Raw genomic sequence first — 15955 nt, forward strand, 5'->3', positions numbered from 1 at the left:
CCCCCCTTATACGATATCACGTGTCGCGGTTTTATAAACCGCCCATGCATACACCCATTGTACCAGAAGAAAGGTCTCCACCATCATTAAAACAAAGGGTAACATGTTAGAAATACTTGGTAAAAAGTCAGCGTTGTAGCGGATGTAGGTTTTCATGGCTGTAATCCCCACCGTGCCGCTCACCATAGCCGGAATGAGTGGGAACAAGAAATAGCTAGCCACTTGTTTTTTCAGCGAATCCTGCATTTGGTCAGTCTTGGCTCCGAGGAAGGACAGCGTTTTGTAACGCGATTTGGTTTGCTTAAGTTGGGTCAAGAACTGCAAGGCCAATACTGTACAACCTATGACAAGAAACAAGAATGCTAGGTAGAGCATGGTATAACTGCCGGCGACCACGTAAAAGAGATGGCGCCCAAAATTTTGAAGGTAACTCTCGACGTAAAAGCCTTTATCATCTAATAAGTCGTTGGCCTCTTTCATGGGCGTCATCAAACCGTCTCGGTCAATTAGCGTTTGCGGTAACCTAAAGTTCCAATAGGTCTCCCTGTTTTCTACTTTGACTAGTTGTTGGAAACGAGTGTCTTTAACAACGAGTGCTGCCATGATGGTAATTGACCGGTCAGTAACGAGGTCTTTCATTGCTAGATTGGGCAGGATTCTCATTTGTTGGCCGTCTAGTTTAAGGAGTGGCTGGTCCTTGTTTTCAACTAACAATTGATTAAGTTCAGGCTGGTTGGCATGGCCAACTGTTGGGTTGACATAGAGCGCCACTTGGTCATCCGTCAATTGAATGGTTGGTTGATTGGACGCTTCTAGAATCCGGTTATAGCCAGATTCAGTAATGAGATAGCCAATTTGGCTGTCTACTAATCCTAAAATATTTTCCATCTCCGGTATTTCGGTACTAATGGTGTAAACTCCCAGTTCAGCCACTTGCGGATCAACCACACCTTCTGGCAAATGGTCGACGATTTCTTTTCTAAAAGCTGACCAATCGACTTGATCGGCTGTTTGGTTATAGCCTAATGTCAGTGGGTTTAGGTGATCAACATAAGGCGCCAGTTCAGCTGACGTGAGGACCTTTTCGATTTCTTTATTGTCCCCTAAAAGAGTGAAATGGTAGACCGATGAGTCGCGGTTTAAATTGTCACCCGAACTTAAAATGGTGGCTGCACCTTCTGCTAGAAACATGACTGACAACATCATTAATAATGAAGAAACAGCCACTGAAATAGCTCGGTTGGCGATATTTTCTTGTAACTGTCTTAAGGTAAAAATCCGCAATCCTTGTGTTTGCTTGGTTTTCATAGCAAGGCTATTAAGCAGTCTAGCCAGTCCGCGAATTAATAAAATGGTTCCAATTATTCCTAAAATAACCGACAAACTAATCATCAGATTGTTGACGAGCCAGAAATAACGTAGCGCCAAATAATAGGCCACGATCAAAATGATTAGTCCAGCCACAAAGGTGAGGCTATTTGTTTTTGTTGTACCTAGTGCTTGTTTTTTGCTAACTTGTCCATTTAATAGTTGTTGCAGTTCACGGTTAAACAATTGGACTGATAAAAATAGTAAGGCTAGGACTTGAATGAAAAGAAAACCAACTGCCGTATAAGCCACTGCTACTAATGAAAAACTAGGCTGATGATCGATAATCCCTTGCCCAATCAAGCGGGAAGTCGCCAAACTAATCATTTCAGCTAAAATGCCACCCATGACTGTCCCAATGGTTAAGGCAAATAATGATGTGAGCAGCCCTTCTGCTAGGAGCAGTGCGAACAGTTTGCGCTGGCGCATTCCCATCATAAGGTACATCCCGAACTCTTTACTACGACGGTCTAACTGGTAGCGGTTGGCGAAGAGCACCAAGAAAAATAATAAAAAGAGCGCGATGCCGTAGAGAATCGGCATGAGTGCGAATAGGCGATCGACGGCCATGCTCTCGAAGTCGCGAAGGTAGAGGATGACGTCCTGACGCTCCAGCGACAAAATCATATAAAAAGATGCTACCGCAGTCACCAAGGTGGCGAAATAAATGAGGTTTTCCTGGCGACTGCGCTTGGCGTTTCGGTAAATCAGCCTAAAGAACATTGGCGCTCCCCCCTCCTAATTGCGCCATCACCTGTAAAATGCGGTCGTAAAAATCTTGGCGAGATTCAGTAGCTTGGTGGCGAAGTTCATGGAAAATAACCCCGTCTTGAATAAATAAAATGCGCGAACAAAAACTAGCGGCATTGGCGTCGTGTGTGACCATCAAGATGTTGTGGTTCTTGTCTCGATTCATACCCTTGAGTTTTTCCATCAAGGTTCGGGCCGACTTGCTATCGAGTGCACCGGTCGGTTCGTCAGCCAGAATAATATCTGGTTCTGGTACTAGGCAGCGGGCTGCAGCGACACGCTGTTTCTGACCACCTGATAGTTGAGACGGAAACTGGTTAAGGACGTGGTCAATTTCTAGGTAGCTGGCGATTTGGTGGAGCTTGTCTTCTGCTTCCTTGTCGTCGAGTCCTCGAATCGCTAAGGGCAGAAGAATGTTTTCTTTTGCAGTTAGGTTGTCCAAAAGTTCGAAGTCTTGGAAGAGATAGCCAATGCGGTTGCCTCGGTAATGGGAAAGGTCCTTGCTAGAAAAGGCGCTTATGTTGTCGTTGTTGAGCAAGATTTGGCCGGATGTGGGCTTGATAATAGTAGCGATACAGTTGAGTAGCGTCGTTTTGCCCGATCCACTCGCTCCCATGATGCCAAGAAATTCGCCCTTTATCACGTCAAAGCTAATGCCGGCTAGCGCCTTAGTTGGGCTACCGTCGCTGTCGTAAATTTTTTCAAGGTTTTCAACTTTCAGTAATTTTTCCATCGTTTATTCTCCTTTAATGGGTACTCGTTTAAGTTACACTTAGTTTACTAGAGCCAGCGAAAGAATAAAACTTACAGATGGTGTAAGAATTTGGCTATTTGTGGCGGTTCAAACTGTTTTTGGGCTTTGAACCTCTGAATTTTACAGTTTTAAAGAGGTTCAGGCTTGTTTTGATCGATGAACCTCTGAATTTTACAGTTTTAAAGAGGTTCAAACTGTTTTTGGGCTGTGAACCTCTGAATTTTACAGTTTTAAAGAGGTTCAGACTTGTTTTGATCGATGAACCTCTGGATTTTACAGTTTTAAAGAGGTTCAGACTGGGTTTGATCGATGAACCTCTGGATTTTACGATTTTTAAGAGGTTCAAACTGACTTTGGGTACGGAACCTCTTTAAAACGCAAAAAAACTGAGAAAGCCTACCAGCTTCTCAGTTTAAATGAAATCGATCTTTATTTTTTAACATGATTGGGGCGATGATGGGTTCTAGTATCATGTAGAAGCCGGCATTGCCTGCCGCGTGAACCAAATCAAAGGGAATTCCAACAACATAGTAAGCCCAAAAGCTAGAGGCGCCGTATAGTTTGGCTGAAAAAATAGAAATGATAAAACCGAACAGAATACCACTTAAAAAAGAATATATGATAAAAATCAGTCTCGATTTCTTTTTTTCATAGAGTGGTTTAATGACGAAGGCGGTGATTATCATGATGATGGCATAAGTCAGCATCTGATAAAAAATCCATGGCCCCATTCCTAAAACCATATTAGATAGGATGAGTGATGCCATAGCAACAATTAAACCATCAGCCACACCTAACGTTAAAGTAATAATCAAAAGAATGGTTGTCATCGGTTGAACGTTGGGTAAGAATTGGAAAACAATTCGTCCCACATAGCAGAGAGCCGTCAAAATCGACAGCATAGCAATTCGTTTTACTGTAAAATGACTTATTTTTTTGGTTAATTCTTTTCTAGTTTCCATTCTATTACGTCTCCTTCTTGGAGTTCCGTTTCATTTGCGCCTTTCATTCCCATTTTACCGTTCACATCAAACAGCCAATATTTTTTGTTGGCATCATCTTGTTTGTAGCCATTGATTGTATTGACAAAGGTATCTGTTTCTTCAATCTCGTAATGTTGCTTCATCACATCAAGAAGAATTGCGCCTTTTTCAACTTCAAGTGTTTTCGTTAAGTCCTCTACACCTTCGCCATCAACTGAAACTTGAATGGTTACACTAATACTTTCCTCCACGACCGAGGAAACAGCCGCTTCACTCGAGGATTCTACCGCCGTATCTGTTGTTGAACATCCTGTTAAAACTAATCCTGCTGCAAGTAATGCTAGAAATTTTTTCATCTTTTCCACTCCTAATTTTTTTATGATAAAAATTTGGAACTGAATAACCGGCAATGGTTTTGTCTTCGTCATTGACGTTCAGTTCCCATCAGCAGTCACGACTTGCTGACGATAGAATTCCTTCATTTTTTGCTAAAATGAAGCTGTTTTGGGTAGAAAAAAAGTCTATGCGCCATTACATAGACTCGAACGACACTGCTTTGCCTCGAAACAGCGAACGCATGCATATTTGCAATCCAAGATAAAGATCTGACTCCATACGTGACGTATGATTACAGTGGCGGTACCGTATTGGGATTTAACCAAACTTCCATACCTTGGTTGTCTTTGAATGGTATTTCTATCACTGCCATTGTAGTCCATTCGATTTTATTATGCAAGAACTTAAGACATAATAAGAAAAGCGGACAAGTCCGCCTTGGCCTATGAAAAAATAGGACATTTGACCCTGAATTGTCAGGAGACTTCACGCTTCAGCGGGTTAGTCGAATGATATGCGTTAGCGAGCAGCGAAGCGCGCAATGGGGCAAATTTATCTTTTTTCACTAGGTCAGGACTTGGGAGCTAGACATTGATGGCTGAACTTATAATCCCCTAGTCGACAAAAAAGCAACCTACTGTGAAAGTAAGTTGCTTTTATTGATTAGTCCTGCAATGTCAAAATCTTTGGTCCATCGGCAGTAATCGCAATGGTATGTTCGAATTGGCAGCTTAATCCACCGTCTTGTGTGCGGGCAGTCCAACCGTTCTTATCCATTTTAGATTTCCATGTTCCCGTATTAATCATCGGCTCAATAGTAATGGTCATGCCTTCTTTTAGACGTAGACCCTTTCCTGCCTCACCGTAATGTGGAACAGATGGGCCTTCGTGCATAGTTGGTCCAATACCATGTCCAATAAATTCACGAACAACAGAGAAGCCTTCTGCTTCAACGTAAGTTTGAATAGCATGACCAATATCACCAATACGATTTCCTGGAATCGCTTGTTCAATCCCTAGGTATAGGGCTTTTTTGGTCACTTCTAGTAAACGCTCAACTTCTGGATTTGTTGACTCACCAACAATATAGCACCAGCAAGAATCAGCCATAGCTCCTTTGTAATTAACAACTGTATCGACTTTTAGTAAATCGCTATCTTTTAAGATTTCTTTTTTACTTGGGAAACCGTGGCAAATTTCATCGTTCAAGCTCATGCAGGTTGCAAATTCATAGCCTTCATAGCCAATTTGCTCAGCGATTGCCCCAGCGTCTTCAATGCGTTTTTGTACAAAGTTATTTATTTCCATTGTATTCATGCCTGGCTTAATAAAGTCACGCAAGGCTACATGAATATCAGCAAGAATTTTTCCTGCTTCTTCCATCGCTTCAATTTCGCGAGGTGATTTCAATGTAATCATATGGTTTTATTCCTCCAATATTCTGTATTCACTTGCCTATTATACCACGCAAAAGAGGACTATGGGGGAGGAAATGCTTCTAGTTACGGTTAAGAAACGCCACCGTTTGGACAAAAAATGTTAAGAAGAAGCTATCCGATTAATCGTCTATCATTTATTTTAAGTCAGGCGGGCCGCAATAGGATATGGCGCCTTTAATGCTTTGTGGCTGTACAGCTTGACTAAAGCCAATGTGACAGTCGGGATTCGTTTGCACAGTCACATATTGAACGGCAATTTGTGCGCCGGCAGAGTCTCCACCAACATATAAATTGGCTATATTTAGCATAGTGTTGCCGCTGTCATTTTGAAGATTGTTTTAGCTATATCCGCACCTCTTCTTCAATTTTATTAGGTGTATATCGGTAAAAGTGGTCTTTGAAAACGATAAATAGCTTTCAAAAGCGCTTTTGTGCTTTAAATTGTTTAACTAGCTTGCGTGCAGCTGTTTCACCTACCTTCCCGCCGCACCATTCCTGCAATACCCTTGCAGTTAACCTGCCCTCTGGAAAAAGTAGGACATAATCTGCCAGCATTCGTTTCGCGCCAGCCAACTTGCCTTCAACCTTTCTACAATGGGGGCATACGAGATAGCGATGCTTATCTGTCATTTTATTGCCCATACAATCAGAGCACCAAATTCCCTTTTCAAGTTCTTCATAAGTGAAGTCATATTTGGATTGATAGGGATTGGTTTGAGGTCGGCTGTCTAAAATAACGTTTGAGATAGAACTATGATAGTCGGTCAGCGCACCCGCACTTTTTTTTATTTCTTCTAGATAGCCTTGCCATTGTGGCCGCATGAGTATAGGAAATTGGGGATCGTGGCCGTAAAGGGTGGCGTTCCATTTTGTAAGTGCCTTTATAGAAATTGTCGTTACGATGGTGAAAGGTTCCTTCAACAGTTTTAATTTCTAACAGCCGGATATGGTGACTTGTGATCACAACGAGGCGCGCAATGGGGCAAATTTATCTTTTTTTTCACTAGGTCAGGACTTGGGAGCTAGACATTGATAGCTGAACTTATAATCCCCTAGTCTACAAAAAAAGCCGTTAACTTACTCATTTAAACGAGTAGGTTGACGGCATTTTTTCTTATTCAATTACAGTAACAGATACAATCCCGATGCCAGCTAGTTGTGGTGGCAGTGATTTAGTCATCGGTGCGTTTTCAGCTAAAACCACGTCAAGTGTTTGGCCTTCTGTTAGGTCTGAAAGATGAACGGCTTGACCAGATGCATCTGTTAATGGCATATCTTCATCCATCAATAATACAACTTCTTCAAAACTCATGACATCCGCACCTTCTTCAGGAATAAGGCTCTCCATATAAATCATCTCATCTGCAATCGTTTTAATCGTTCCAGTATAGGTCACTTTTTTTTCCTCCTCTACGTTACTGTTATTAGCAGAATCAACAGTGCTAGATTCAGTTGTTGAAGCTGTTGGGCTCGTACAAGCTGTTAGGAATAATAGGCTGATTAAAAGCAGGCTGAATTGTTTTTTCATAGCATTCCCCTCTTTTTTGCAAGTTAATTATACAACAATTAATAGACAGTCACTAGTCATATCCTTTACTTTTCTTGAAAATTATAGAAAAAAGGTCTCCAATATGTAACCATCATTGAAGACCTTTTTCTAATTCTAATTTACTTTATACTTTCTTTCTCTTTTTTGAAAACAAAATCGTTAATCCTGAAGCGATCATTATCGCGCCCACCAAGTAGTTCATGATTGTTGATTCTCTACCACCATATGGTAAGATATCTTCATTTTGATCGTTATCCTCTGTGTCTGGTGAGGGATATTTAGTCACTTAACACTACTCTCCGTTAATTATCTCAAACCCATACTGCTTAATATGTTCTTTCAATATATCAATATAATCCTTTGCCAATGGGCTTAACTCCATTTTATTGCGCTTCAACCAACCGAGTGTCATCGAATCATCAACTTCTAATGGAATAGCTACAATTTTATCATCGTTTAATTCGCTCGAAATAATCCCTGAGCTAATGGTATAACCATTTAGACCAACCATCAAATTAAAAATGGTCGCGCGGTCACTCACCTTTATCGATTTTTTATGGTTAATGGTACTTAGTATTTCTTCTGCAAAGTAAAAGGAATTACGTTCGCCCTGTTCGTAGGATAAGTAAGGGTACTCCTCTAAGTCTTCAAGGGTGACACTTTCACGACCGATTAAGGGATTTTGCGATCCTACAAACACATGAGGCTGAGCAACAAATAGAGGTGTAAAAATAAGATCATTGTCTTTAAATAATTTTTCAAGGACTTGTCTGTTAAAGGCATTTAAATAAAGGATACCAATCTCACTCTTAAAGCTAGCTAGGTCTTTCAAAATATTTTCGGTCTCGGTTTCTCTCAAGGTAAACTGGTATTCTTCGGAATCAACGCTACGAATTAATTCAACAAAGGCATGAACGACGAATGCATAGTGCTGGGCAGAAATAGACAGGGCTTGTTTACGGACAGCATTTTTTTGATAGCGCTCTTCAAGCAGGTGAACATTGTCTAGAATTTGCCGGGCGTAAATTAAAAATTCTCGACCATCTTCGGTAAGTGAGACACCTAGTTTACTGCGCAGTAAAATCTGAACGCCCACTTCCTTCTCCAATTCTTTAATGGCATTGGACAAGCTGGGCTGTGTCAAATAAAGGTTTTTTGCTGCTTCATTAATCGATCCCGTTTTAACAATTGCTTCTAAATATTCTAATTGCTCAATCCTCATGTAACTCCTCCTTATTACTTTTATTATTATAATAACTCTTCTTATAGTTTTAAGCTATCACTAACCATTGTTATTGTCAGTTATCTCAATTTTTGAGATAGTGTTATCTTTTTTCTAACAACCGAGGAGGTAATACGATGACACAAACAACCATTATTGGCTTCCCACGACTGGGTGCCCAGCGCGAATTGAAATTCGCAACTGAGAAATATTTCCGCAATAAAATAAGTGAGACTGAACTATTTCAAATCGGTCAAACGATTCGTCAAGACCATTGGCAGTTAGTCAAGGATGCCGGAATCGATTTGATTCCGAGTAATGATTTCTCTTTCTATGATCAAGTCTTAGATACTGCTTTTCTGTTTAATATTATTCCCGATCAAGTTAAAAATAGTTCTCTGTCTGATTTGGAAAAATACTTTGCTCTTGCGAGGGGCTATCAAGGCGATAAGGGCGATATTAAGGCGCTCCCTATGAAGAAGTGGTTCCATACAAACTATCACTACTTAGTTCCAAAATTCGAGGAAGAAACAGTCATCCAACTTTCTACTACTAAAATTTTCGATGAGTTTTTAGAAGCGCAAGCTTTAGGTATTCAAACTCGTCCAGTCTTAATCGGACCCTTTACCTTGCTTCAATTAAGTGACTACGGCGGTCAAGCTCGTGCGGATGATTTTGTTGCTGACTTAGTGACTGCTTATCAAGCTGTCTTTCGTCAGTTAAAGGATATTGGTGCTGATTGGATTCAACTGGATGAGCCAGCCTTGGTTAAGGATATTAATCCTGAGGAGAAGGACTTGTTTGCACGTCTTTATCAACAACTGTTAGCTGATAAAGCTGATATAAAGGTGTTATTGCAGACTTATTTCGGAGACGTTCGTGATGTTTACGATGTAATTGTTCAACTACCACTTGAGGCGGTTGGCTTAGATTTTGTTGAAGGTGTGAAAAATGTTGATCTTGTGGCAAGTGGTTTTCCAGATGATAAAATCCTCCATGCAGGTGTGGTTAACGGTAAAAACATTTGGCGCAATCATTATGAGCAGACATTAGACAAGTTAAAACAACTCAATGTTAAGTCGTTTGTCTTGTCCACTTCCTCTTCATTGCTGCATGTTCCTATTAGCTTAGAGAATGAAGAGTTTCCTGAAAAAATTAAGAATCATTTTGCGTTTGCTAAAGAAAAACTAGCAGAGCTTGTTGATTTAAAGGAAATAGTGGATCATAATCGCACTGATTTATTAGATCAAAACACACAGTTATTTGCGGTCGAACGCTTTAGCCCTAATCGTAAACTTGCAGAAACAATTGGTAAACTTTCTGAGTCTGACTTTACACGACAGCCTACTTTTTACGAGCGCCTAGATTTGCAGAGTCAACTATACGGATTGCCACTTCTTCCAACAACCACAATCGGTTCTTTCCCTCAGACCAAGGAAGTGAAGCAAGTTCGGGCTCGCTTTAAGTCTGGCGAATTAACAGAAGTCGATTACGATAATTATCTTGCCGAGCGAACAAATGACTGGTTAAAGTGGCAAGAAGCTATTGGTTTAGATGTTTTGGTGCATGGTGAATTTGAACGAAATGATATGGTGGAGTATTTTGGGCAAAATTTAGAGGGTTATTTATTTAGTAAGAATGGCTGGGTACAGTCTTATGGAACAAGGGGCGTTAAACCGCCTATTATTTGGGGGGATATTAGCCGATCAGCTCCTATTACAGTCAAATGGTCATGCTATGCGCAATCGCAAACGACTAAACTAGTTAAAGGAATGTTAACCGGACCAGTAACTATTTTAAACTGGTCATTTCCGAGAGAAGATATTAGTATTCGTGAATCAACCTTACAAATTGCCTTAGCCATTCAAGAAGAAGTCTTAGATTTGGAAGCAAGCGGTATTCGAATCATTCAGATCGACGAAGCTGCACTAAGGGAAAAACTCCCTTTACGAAAAAGTGACTGGTATTCTAACTATTTAGATTGGGCAATTCCTGCCTTCCGCCTTGTTCACAGTAAGGTGCAGCCCGAGACCCAAATCCACACTCATATGTGCTATAGCGAATTTAGTGATATTATTTCGTCTATCGAACAAATGGATGCCGATGTGATTTCTTTCGAATCATCAAGGTCTAATTTGAGTCTTCTAGACGACCTACAAGCCCAGCAATTTAAAACACAAGTTGGGCCTGGTGTTTATGATATCCACTCTCCGCGCGTCCCTTCTATTAAAGAAATAACTGAAACAATTCATGCTATTTTAGCTAAAGTACCGAAAGAAAAAGTATGGATTAATCCTGACTGTGGTTTAAAAACACGTGGTGAATTTGAAACTAAGGCCAGTTTAGAAAATATGATTGCAACGGTTAAGCTTGTTCGAGAGGAGTTGTCATGAGTGTCAACTTCTCAATCAAACGTTTCTCTATCATTTGAAGTCTTTCCACCCAACAGCCATGTTGCGACAAAAAAATTACTCGGAACGCTTCAGGAATTGCAAGATTTACAACCCCATTTTATTAGTGTGACCTGTAGCAACCGTGAGTCTCGAATCGAAGAAACGACCGTTCGAATTGCGGACTATCTCCAAAACGACTTGCGAATTCCGTCAGTCGCACATTTGCCTGCTAGCTATTTATCAAAGGAGCAAGTGACAGCTATTATTAACAAAATCGAAAAAGCAGGTATTAAACGTGTGCTCGCGCTAAGGGGCGATTATTTAGATGGCGTTGTAGCTAAAACTGATTTTGTCTATGCCAATGACTTGATTCATTATATTAAAACACTCGCGCCTAACCTTGAAATTTTTGGTGCCTGCTACCCTGAAGTTCACCCTGATGCAGAAAATCGTGTCACTGATATTAAGCACCTTAAGAAAAAAGTTGACGCTGGTTGCAATCAATTAATTAGTCAGCTGTTCTTTGACAATAATATGTTTTATCAGTTTAAAGAAGGTTGTGAGCTGGCAGAGATTAACGTCCCCATTTTAGCCGGCATCATGCCTATCGTCAATCGCCAACAAACGTTACGATTAATTAAAGCGAGCGACTCCCATTTGCCTAAAAAGTTTTTGGCAATTCTTGAAAAATATGAACATAATCCAATCGCCTTACGCGATGCAGGTCTTGCTTATGCTATTGATCAAATTGTTGACTTAGTGACACAGGGAGTCGCTGGTATCCATCTTTATACTATGAATCAAGCAGAAACAGCTCGCCATATTCATGGCGCTACACAATCTTTATTTTTAAACAACTAAATAAGAAAAACGGACAAGTCCGCCTTGGGAGCTAGACATTGATGGCTGAAGTTCCTTCATTAGCGATAATCTTGTAGTTTTTCTATAAACTGTTCTAACTTCCCAACGCTAACACCGTCGTAGTCGCCTTCTTCGCTATAGCGATAGGAAACGGTCATGCTGGCAGTCGTTGGATCGGTAAACCACCCCTTAAACGTAGAATGAACATCGCTGATGCCAGTTTTTTCGATAATCTCCACAACATTGGCGGCAGTGACACCAGCTCCAACGCAAAATGCGATTTGGTCACTGTAGTGCTTTTGTAAGTCGGCCAAAAGAGAAATCCCTTGATCAGCACTAGCTGCTTGGCCGCTCGTTAAAATGCGGTCGATGCCACAGTCGATCAAGTCTCTGACAGCTTGATGCGGATCCGCCGCTCGGTCAAAGGCCCGATGGAAAATGGCCTCTACTCGATTGCGATGACATAAATCAACAAAACGCTTGGTTGTCGCTTTATCAACAGTCAGATCTTCGTTTAGGAAGCCAAAAACAAGGCCGCTTGCGCCGTGATCAATCATGAGCTCGGCATCGGTATACATGGTCTCTTTATCATAATCGCTATAGTGAAAGCCGCCCGCTCGTGGACGCACCATGCTGATAATAGGAATGGTGGTATGCTTTTTGGCCGCGATTAAACTGCCTAAAGATGGCGTCAAACCTCCCAGATGTAAGGCTTGATTTAGTTCGATGCGATCGGCACCCGCTCGTTCTGCCTTGATGCAGTCTTCTAAGCTCGCTGCACAGACTTCTACTTTTATCATTTGTTGTCCTCTCTTTCTAATCTTCGATATAAAAATAAAGGGATTCAATCAGATAGGTCTGGTCATATTTAATGGCTAATTTATGCAGTTGACGCTTAACAGTCGCCAGTTTAGCTTTGCCGGATTGGTAGTTGGTGCAATTTCTTATAAAGGTTGCTTGCTCACTTTTGGTAGCTTTGCCTTTAAAGTAGCCCCAAATATGGTGAGCGGTATTAATAGCAGCTCCAGGATCTGTTTCTTTTTCAAGTGCTGCTTCAATCATACGATAAAATTCAAGAACAGGATAGGCTGTTTTGTCTTTTAAGAGTTGACGAATAACTTGGTAGTCTCGGGGGGATTTTTCAAGCATAAAATACTTGTATCTGCCCCATTCTTTTTCTAAGAGGGAAATGGCTGGTTGATCGGTTGTTGCATTCTGGCATTTCAGGGCTGATAAGTTTTTATCTTTAACCTCTAGCATGATATCAATGGTTTTGTCTTCCAATTTGTTATGGAATTCAAGAAAGTCTTCTATATAAATAGTATCTGTATGAGCACCCAAACGTTTGCCTGTTGCTTGTTGAGAATAGTGAATTTTTTGGTTGCCATCTTCTGGCTTCCAGGTTTTTCGCGTTTCACTAATCCAATAGCCATCATCTTTGGTTGAATCAGCTGGATTAATGGCGTTATGTAAATTATCATAAACGACTGGTATGCCAATGCGATGAGCTAATCCTAAAACATCTTCGACATTAAAAAGGCGATCGTCATTTTCAATAATCAATCTATTTTTGACTGCTTGCGGAATGCCTTTAAAGTTTTCTTCAAAGCGCTCTAAGGCTGTTACTTTGTCGCCGTATACACCACCAACATGCAAAATCAATTTATGGCTGTAGTCCACACCTAGTAAAGTCAGTATTTTTTCTTGATAAACCAAGTCATCCACAGCTCGGCTCACAACACCTTCATCTGGTGAGTTTAAAACGGTATATTGACCGGGATGGAAAGAAACGCGCATACCACTCTGTTTGATTTTTTGTCCGATTGTTATAAAGCGGTCGCGAAAAATCTGCTCCCACTCTAGTTGATTGACTGGACTCGATCCAAATGGGATAAGTCCTGAACTAATGCGGTAAAGTTTAATCTGATTTTTGATATTATAATCAATCATGTTTTCAAACGATTGGAGGTTATAGTCAATTACTTCCATTAATCGTTCTCTTGTGGCATTTTTTTGTATGACACTACGAATCGTGGTGTCTGGTCTGCCAACTTGTAAACAAGCGTAACCGATACTCATGGTCGTCATCCTTTCTCATATATAAGAAAAGCGGACAAGTCCGCTTTGGCCTATGAAAAAATAGGAAATTTGACCCTGAATTGTCAGGAGACTTCACGCTTCAGCGGGTTAGTCGAATGATATGCGTTAGCGAGCAGCGAAGCGCGCAATGGGGCAAATTTATCTTTTTTTCACTAGGTCAGGTCTTGGGAGCTAGACATTGATGGCTGAACTTATAATCCCCTAGTATAGAACAAATGTCCTGCATCGCTCTATTGGTATGCAGGACATTTTCGGTTCTATTAATCGCGTTGCGTTAAGACGCCGTCTTTCATGACATAGACTTTGTCACAGTAATCAATCAAGCGCTCGTCATGGGTAACCATAATCGTTGCTTTATTTTTACTTTTTGTTTCTCTTGCTAAAATTTCCACAACTTCAAAGGCTTTTTCTGTATCTAAGCTAGCAGTTGGTTCGTCAGCAAGAATAACGGAAGGATCATGATAAAGTGCTCGTGCAATAGCAACACGTTGGCGTTCCCCACCAGACAAGTCACTTGGGTATTTGTTTCTTAGTTTGGTGATACCCAATTCTTCGAATAGCTTTTCCGCTTTGTCTTTTTCATATTTGGTTTTTTCGACTTTGTTAACGAGACGCATTTGGTTTTCAACGGTTAGGAAAGGCACCAAGTTTGACGCTTGTAGGATAAAACCAATTTCTTCAAAACGCATTTTACTACGTTCTTTAATGCCGACTTCGCTAAATTTTTGTTCGCGGATCAATACTTTTCCGTCTGTTGGTGTTTGTAGACCACCAATAATCGTTAGGAAAGTACTTTTTCCTGATCCACTTGGTCCAATAATCGCCACAAATTCACCGGATTTTACGGAGAAGTTCGTTTCTTTTAAAGCAAGTACTTCTTTATTACCATCATTAAATTTTTTAGTTACGCCTTGTAGTTCGATTAATTTCATTTTAATGTCCTCCTATCCGATTGCTTCCAATGGATCAATTTTCACAACTGTTCTTACTGAGAATAGTGCACCCATAATAGCGAAAAAGATCAGCATAGCTGTAATCGCTGCTAGGAATACGACATTCGTGCGGTAAGGAACGGATGCTGGCAATACAAGAGATGTTCCCACAGTCAATAATAGACCGGTTCCCACTCCGATTGCTGATAGAAGGAATGTTTGAGCAACAACAGATTTAGAAATGTAGAAGTTCGAAATCCCTTGTGCTTTCATCACACCAAACAAACTTGCTTTTTGAAGCGTTAAAACGTAAATAAAAATACCAATAACAACTGCTGCAATCACAATCAAGAACCCAATCATCAAGCCAAATGTTAGAACTTGCGCTGTATAACCTGGGATTTCATTGATGTAATCTTTGATAGAATAAACGCGTAAATTATCGTTATTTAGTTTAATATCGCTAAGGTCTTCTGTGTCACTTTTTGCGATGATAGCAGACACACGGCCTGTTTCAGATTCATCGATTTGTTCAAAACGAACTTCTTGGTAAGTGCCAACTGTTGTGTAAAGAACCGGCGCTACGTTGAATTTCGCATCTTCCGTAAAGCCAACGACTTCAATCGTTAACTCTGTCCCTGCTAATTCAAGGGTGTCACCAATTTCCACACCGTATTGCTCTTGCATACTGATGTCAGCTACCACTTGGTTGTCTTTCGTAAAGGTTTCGCCATCAATCACTTCCGGCATAATAAACTCATCAGAATTAATTCCAAAAAATGTTACGGTAATTTTTTCGTCATCAGATGTTGATCCTTCTTGACGAACAACGTTAGGTGTTTGACCTAAAATCGCAATTTCAGGGGCTTCCACATCATCGACAACGCTACGTGCCATCATTGACATGTTGATGTTCGAGTTAGATTCATCCGTTAAAATAATGGCATCTGCTCCCCATTTATCCACACTTGTGCGGTTTTCCTGTGCAAGGCCGTAAGCCAGTCCCACTAAGAAATACACCAAGTAAGATACAAGCACCATCACGCCAATAATTAATGCAAATCTGGTTTTTGAGTGTTTAATTTCATTCCATGCTAAGAACATTTTTTCTATCTCCTACATTCAATTTTTATTTTTATCTGTATATCATTCAGAAACATTACAACATGTTCCCTTTCCCCTCTCATTATATACAAGAAAAATCGAACGATAGTAGCTAGCTAAAATCATCAGATAGCTGCTTCATTTTTCCCGGCCCATTTTGATAC

16 protein-coding genes and 1 riboswitch are annotated in these 15955 nt (G+C 40.6%); of the genes, 2 read left to right on the forward strand and 14 right to left on the reverse strand.

All coding sequences use genetic code 11. The annotated features are described in order from the left end of the window. Positions 1–6 precede the first annotated feature (6 nt). From BW721_RS05985 to BW721_RS06025, 10 genes are all read right to left on the reverse strand, one after another. Positions 7–2091: an FtsX-like permease family protein gene (locus tag BW721_RS05985; RefSeq protein WP_076767055.1), complete on the reverse strand. Its 2085-nt coding sequence runs from the start codon at positions 2089–2091 to the stop codon at positions 7–9. Then, complete coding sequence (locus tag BW721_RS05990) at positions 2081–2851, reverse strand: ABC transporter ATP-binding protein (RefSeq protein WP_076767057.1); 771 nt, start codon at positions 2849–2851, stop codon at positions 2081–2083. The genes BW721_RS05985 and BW721_RS05990 overlap by 11 nt, the downstream gene beginning before the upstream one ends. Positions 2852–3279: 428 nt before the next feature. Continuing rightward, positions 3280–3834 (reverse strand): ECF transporter S component, encoded by a 555-nt coding sequence (locus BW721_RS06000; RefSeq protein ID WP_076767061.1) that lies wholly within the window; start codon positions 3832–3834, stop codon positions 3280–3282. After that, a complete protein-coding gene (locus BW721_RS06005; protein ID WP_076767063.1) occupies positions 3813–4211 on the reverse strand; it encodes a DUF4430 domain-containing protein in 399 nt (132 codons plus the stop codon). The genes BW721_RS06000 and BW721_RS06005 overlap by 22 nt, the downstream gene beginning before the upstream one ends. A gap of 186 nt (positions 4212–4397) precedes the next feature. Further along, positions 4398–4550, reverse strand: a riboswitch (adenosylcobalamin (AdoCbl) riboswitch). A 304-nt stretch (positions 4551–4854) separates the two neighbouring features. Continuing rightward, positions 4855–5610, reverse strand: a complete 756-nt coding sequence (gene map, locus BW721_RS06010; RefSeq protein ID WP_076767064.1) for a type I methionyl aminopeptidase — start codon at positions 5608–5610, stop codon at positions 4855–4857. A gap of 154 nt (positions 5611–5764) precedes the next feature. Continuing rightward, positions 5765–5938 carry a hypothetical protein gene (locus BW721_RS11785; protein WP_156892199.1) on the reverse strand — a complete coding sequence of 58 codons (174 nt, stop codon included), beginning with the start codon at positions 5936–5938 and terminating at the stop codon, positions 5765–5767. 109 nt (positions 5939–6047) lie between these two features. After that, positions 6048–6551 (reverse strand): hypothetical protein, encoded by a 504-nt coding sequence (locus BW721_RS06015; protein WP_076767066.1) that lies wholly within the window; start codon positions 6549–6551, stop codon positions 6048–6050. 193 nt (positions 6552–6744) lie between these two features. Continuing rightward, on the reverse strand, positions 6745–7158 hold the full coding sequence (locus BW721_RS06020; protein ID WP_076767068.1) for a hypothetical protein: 414 nt from the start codon (positions 7156–7158) through the stop codon (positions 6745–6747). 145 nt (positions 7159–7303) lie between these two features. Beyond that, positions 7304–7465 carry an LPXTG cell wall anchor domain-containing protein gene (locus BW721_RS11790; RefSeq protein WP_156892200.1) on the reverse strand — a complete coding sequence of 54 codons (162 nt, stop codon included), beginning with the start codon at positions 7463–7465 and terminating at the stop codon, positions 7304–7306. 6 nt (positions 7466–7471) lie between these two features. After that, positions 7472–8401, reverse strand: coding sequence for a LysR family transcriptional regulator (locus BW721_RS06025; RefSeq protein ID WP_076767070.1), 930 nt, complete (start codon positions 8399–8401; stop codon positions 7472–7474). A gap of 137 nt (positions 8402–8538) precedes the next feature. Here BW721_RS06025 and metE point away from each other — a divergent pair, with 137 nt between their 5' ends. Beyond that, on the forward strand, positions 8539–10794 hold the full coding sequence (gene metE / locus BW721_RS06030; RefSeq protein WP_076767071.1) for a 5-methyltetrahydropteroyltriglutamate--homocysteine S-methyltransferase: 2256 nt from the start codon (positions 8539–8541) through the stop codon (positions 10792–10794). Continuing rightward, on the forward strand, positions 10795–11655 hold the full coding sequence (metF, locus tag BW721_RS06035; protein WP_076767073.1) for a methylenetetrahydrofolate reductase [NAD(P)H]: 861 nt from the start codon (positions 10795–10797) through the stop codon (positions 11653–11655). Between the two features lie 59 nt (positions 11656–11714). On the opposite strand, the gene BW721_RS06040 is transcribed toward metF, so the two are convergent. From BW721_RS06040 to BW721_RS06055, 4 genes are all read right to left on the reverse strand, one after another. Continuing rightward, a complete protein-coding gene (locus tag BW721_RS06040) occupies positions 11715–12455 on the reverse strand; it encodes a copper homeostasis protein CutC (RefSeq protein ID WP_198031321.1) in 741 nt (246 codons plus the stop codon). Positions 12456–12471: 16 nt separating this feature from the next. Beyond that, the gene (gene uvsE, locus BW721_RS06045; RefSeq protein ID WP_076767075.1) at positions 12472–13734 is read right to left on the reverse strand and encodes a UV DNA damage repair endonuclease UvsE; all 1263 of its coding nucleotides are present in this window, start codon (positions 13732–13734) and stop codon (positions 12472–12474) included. Between the two features lie 281 nt (positions 13735–14015). After that, a complete protein-coding gene (locus BW721_RS06050; RefSeq protein WP_076767077.1) occupies positions 14016–14687 on the reverse strand; it encodes an ABC transporter ATP-binding protein in 672 nt (223 codons plus the stop codon). A 12-nt stretch (positions 14688–14699) separates the two neighbouring features. After that, the gene (locus BW721_RS06055) at positions 14700–15791 is read right to left on the reverse strand and encodes an ABC transporter permease (protein ID WP_076767079.1); all 1092 of its coding nucleotides are present in this window, start codon (positions 15789–15791) and stop codon (positions 14700–14702) included. Positions 15792–15955 lie beyond the last annotated feature (164 nt).

The sequence above is a fragment of the Jeotgalibaca sp. PTS2502 genome (assembly GCF_001975685.1).
Lineage (GTDB): Bacteria > Bacillota > Bacilli > Lactobacillales > Aerococcaceae > Jeotgalibaca > Jeotgalibaca arthritidis.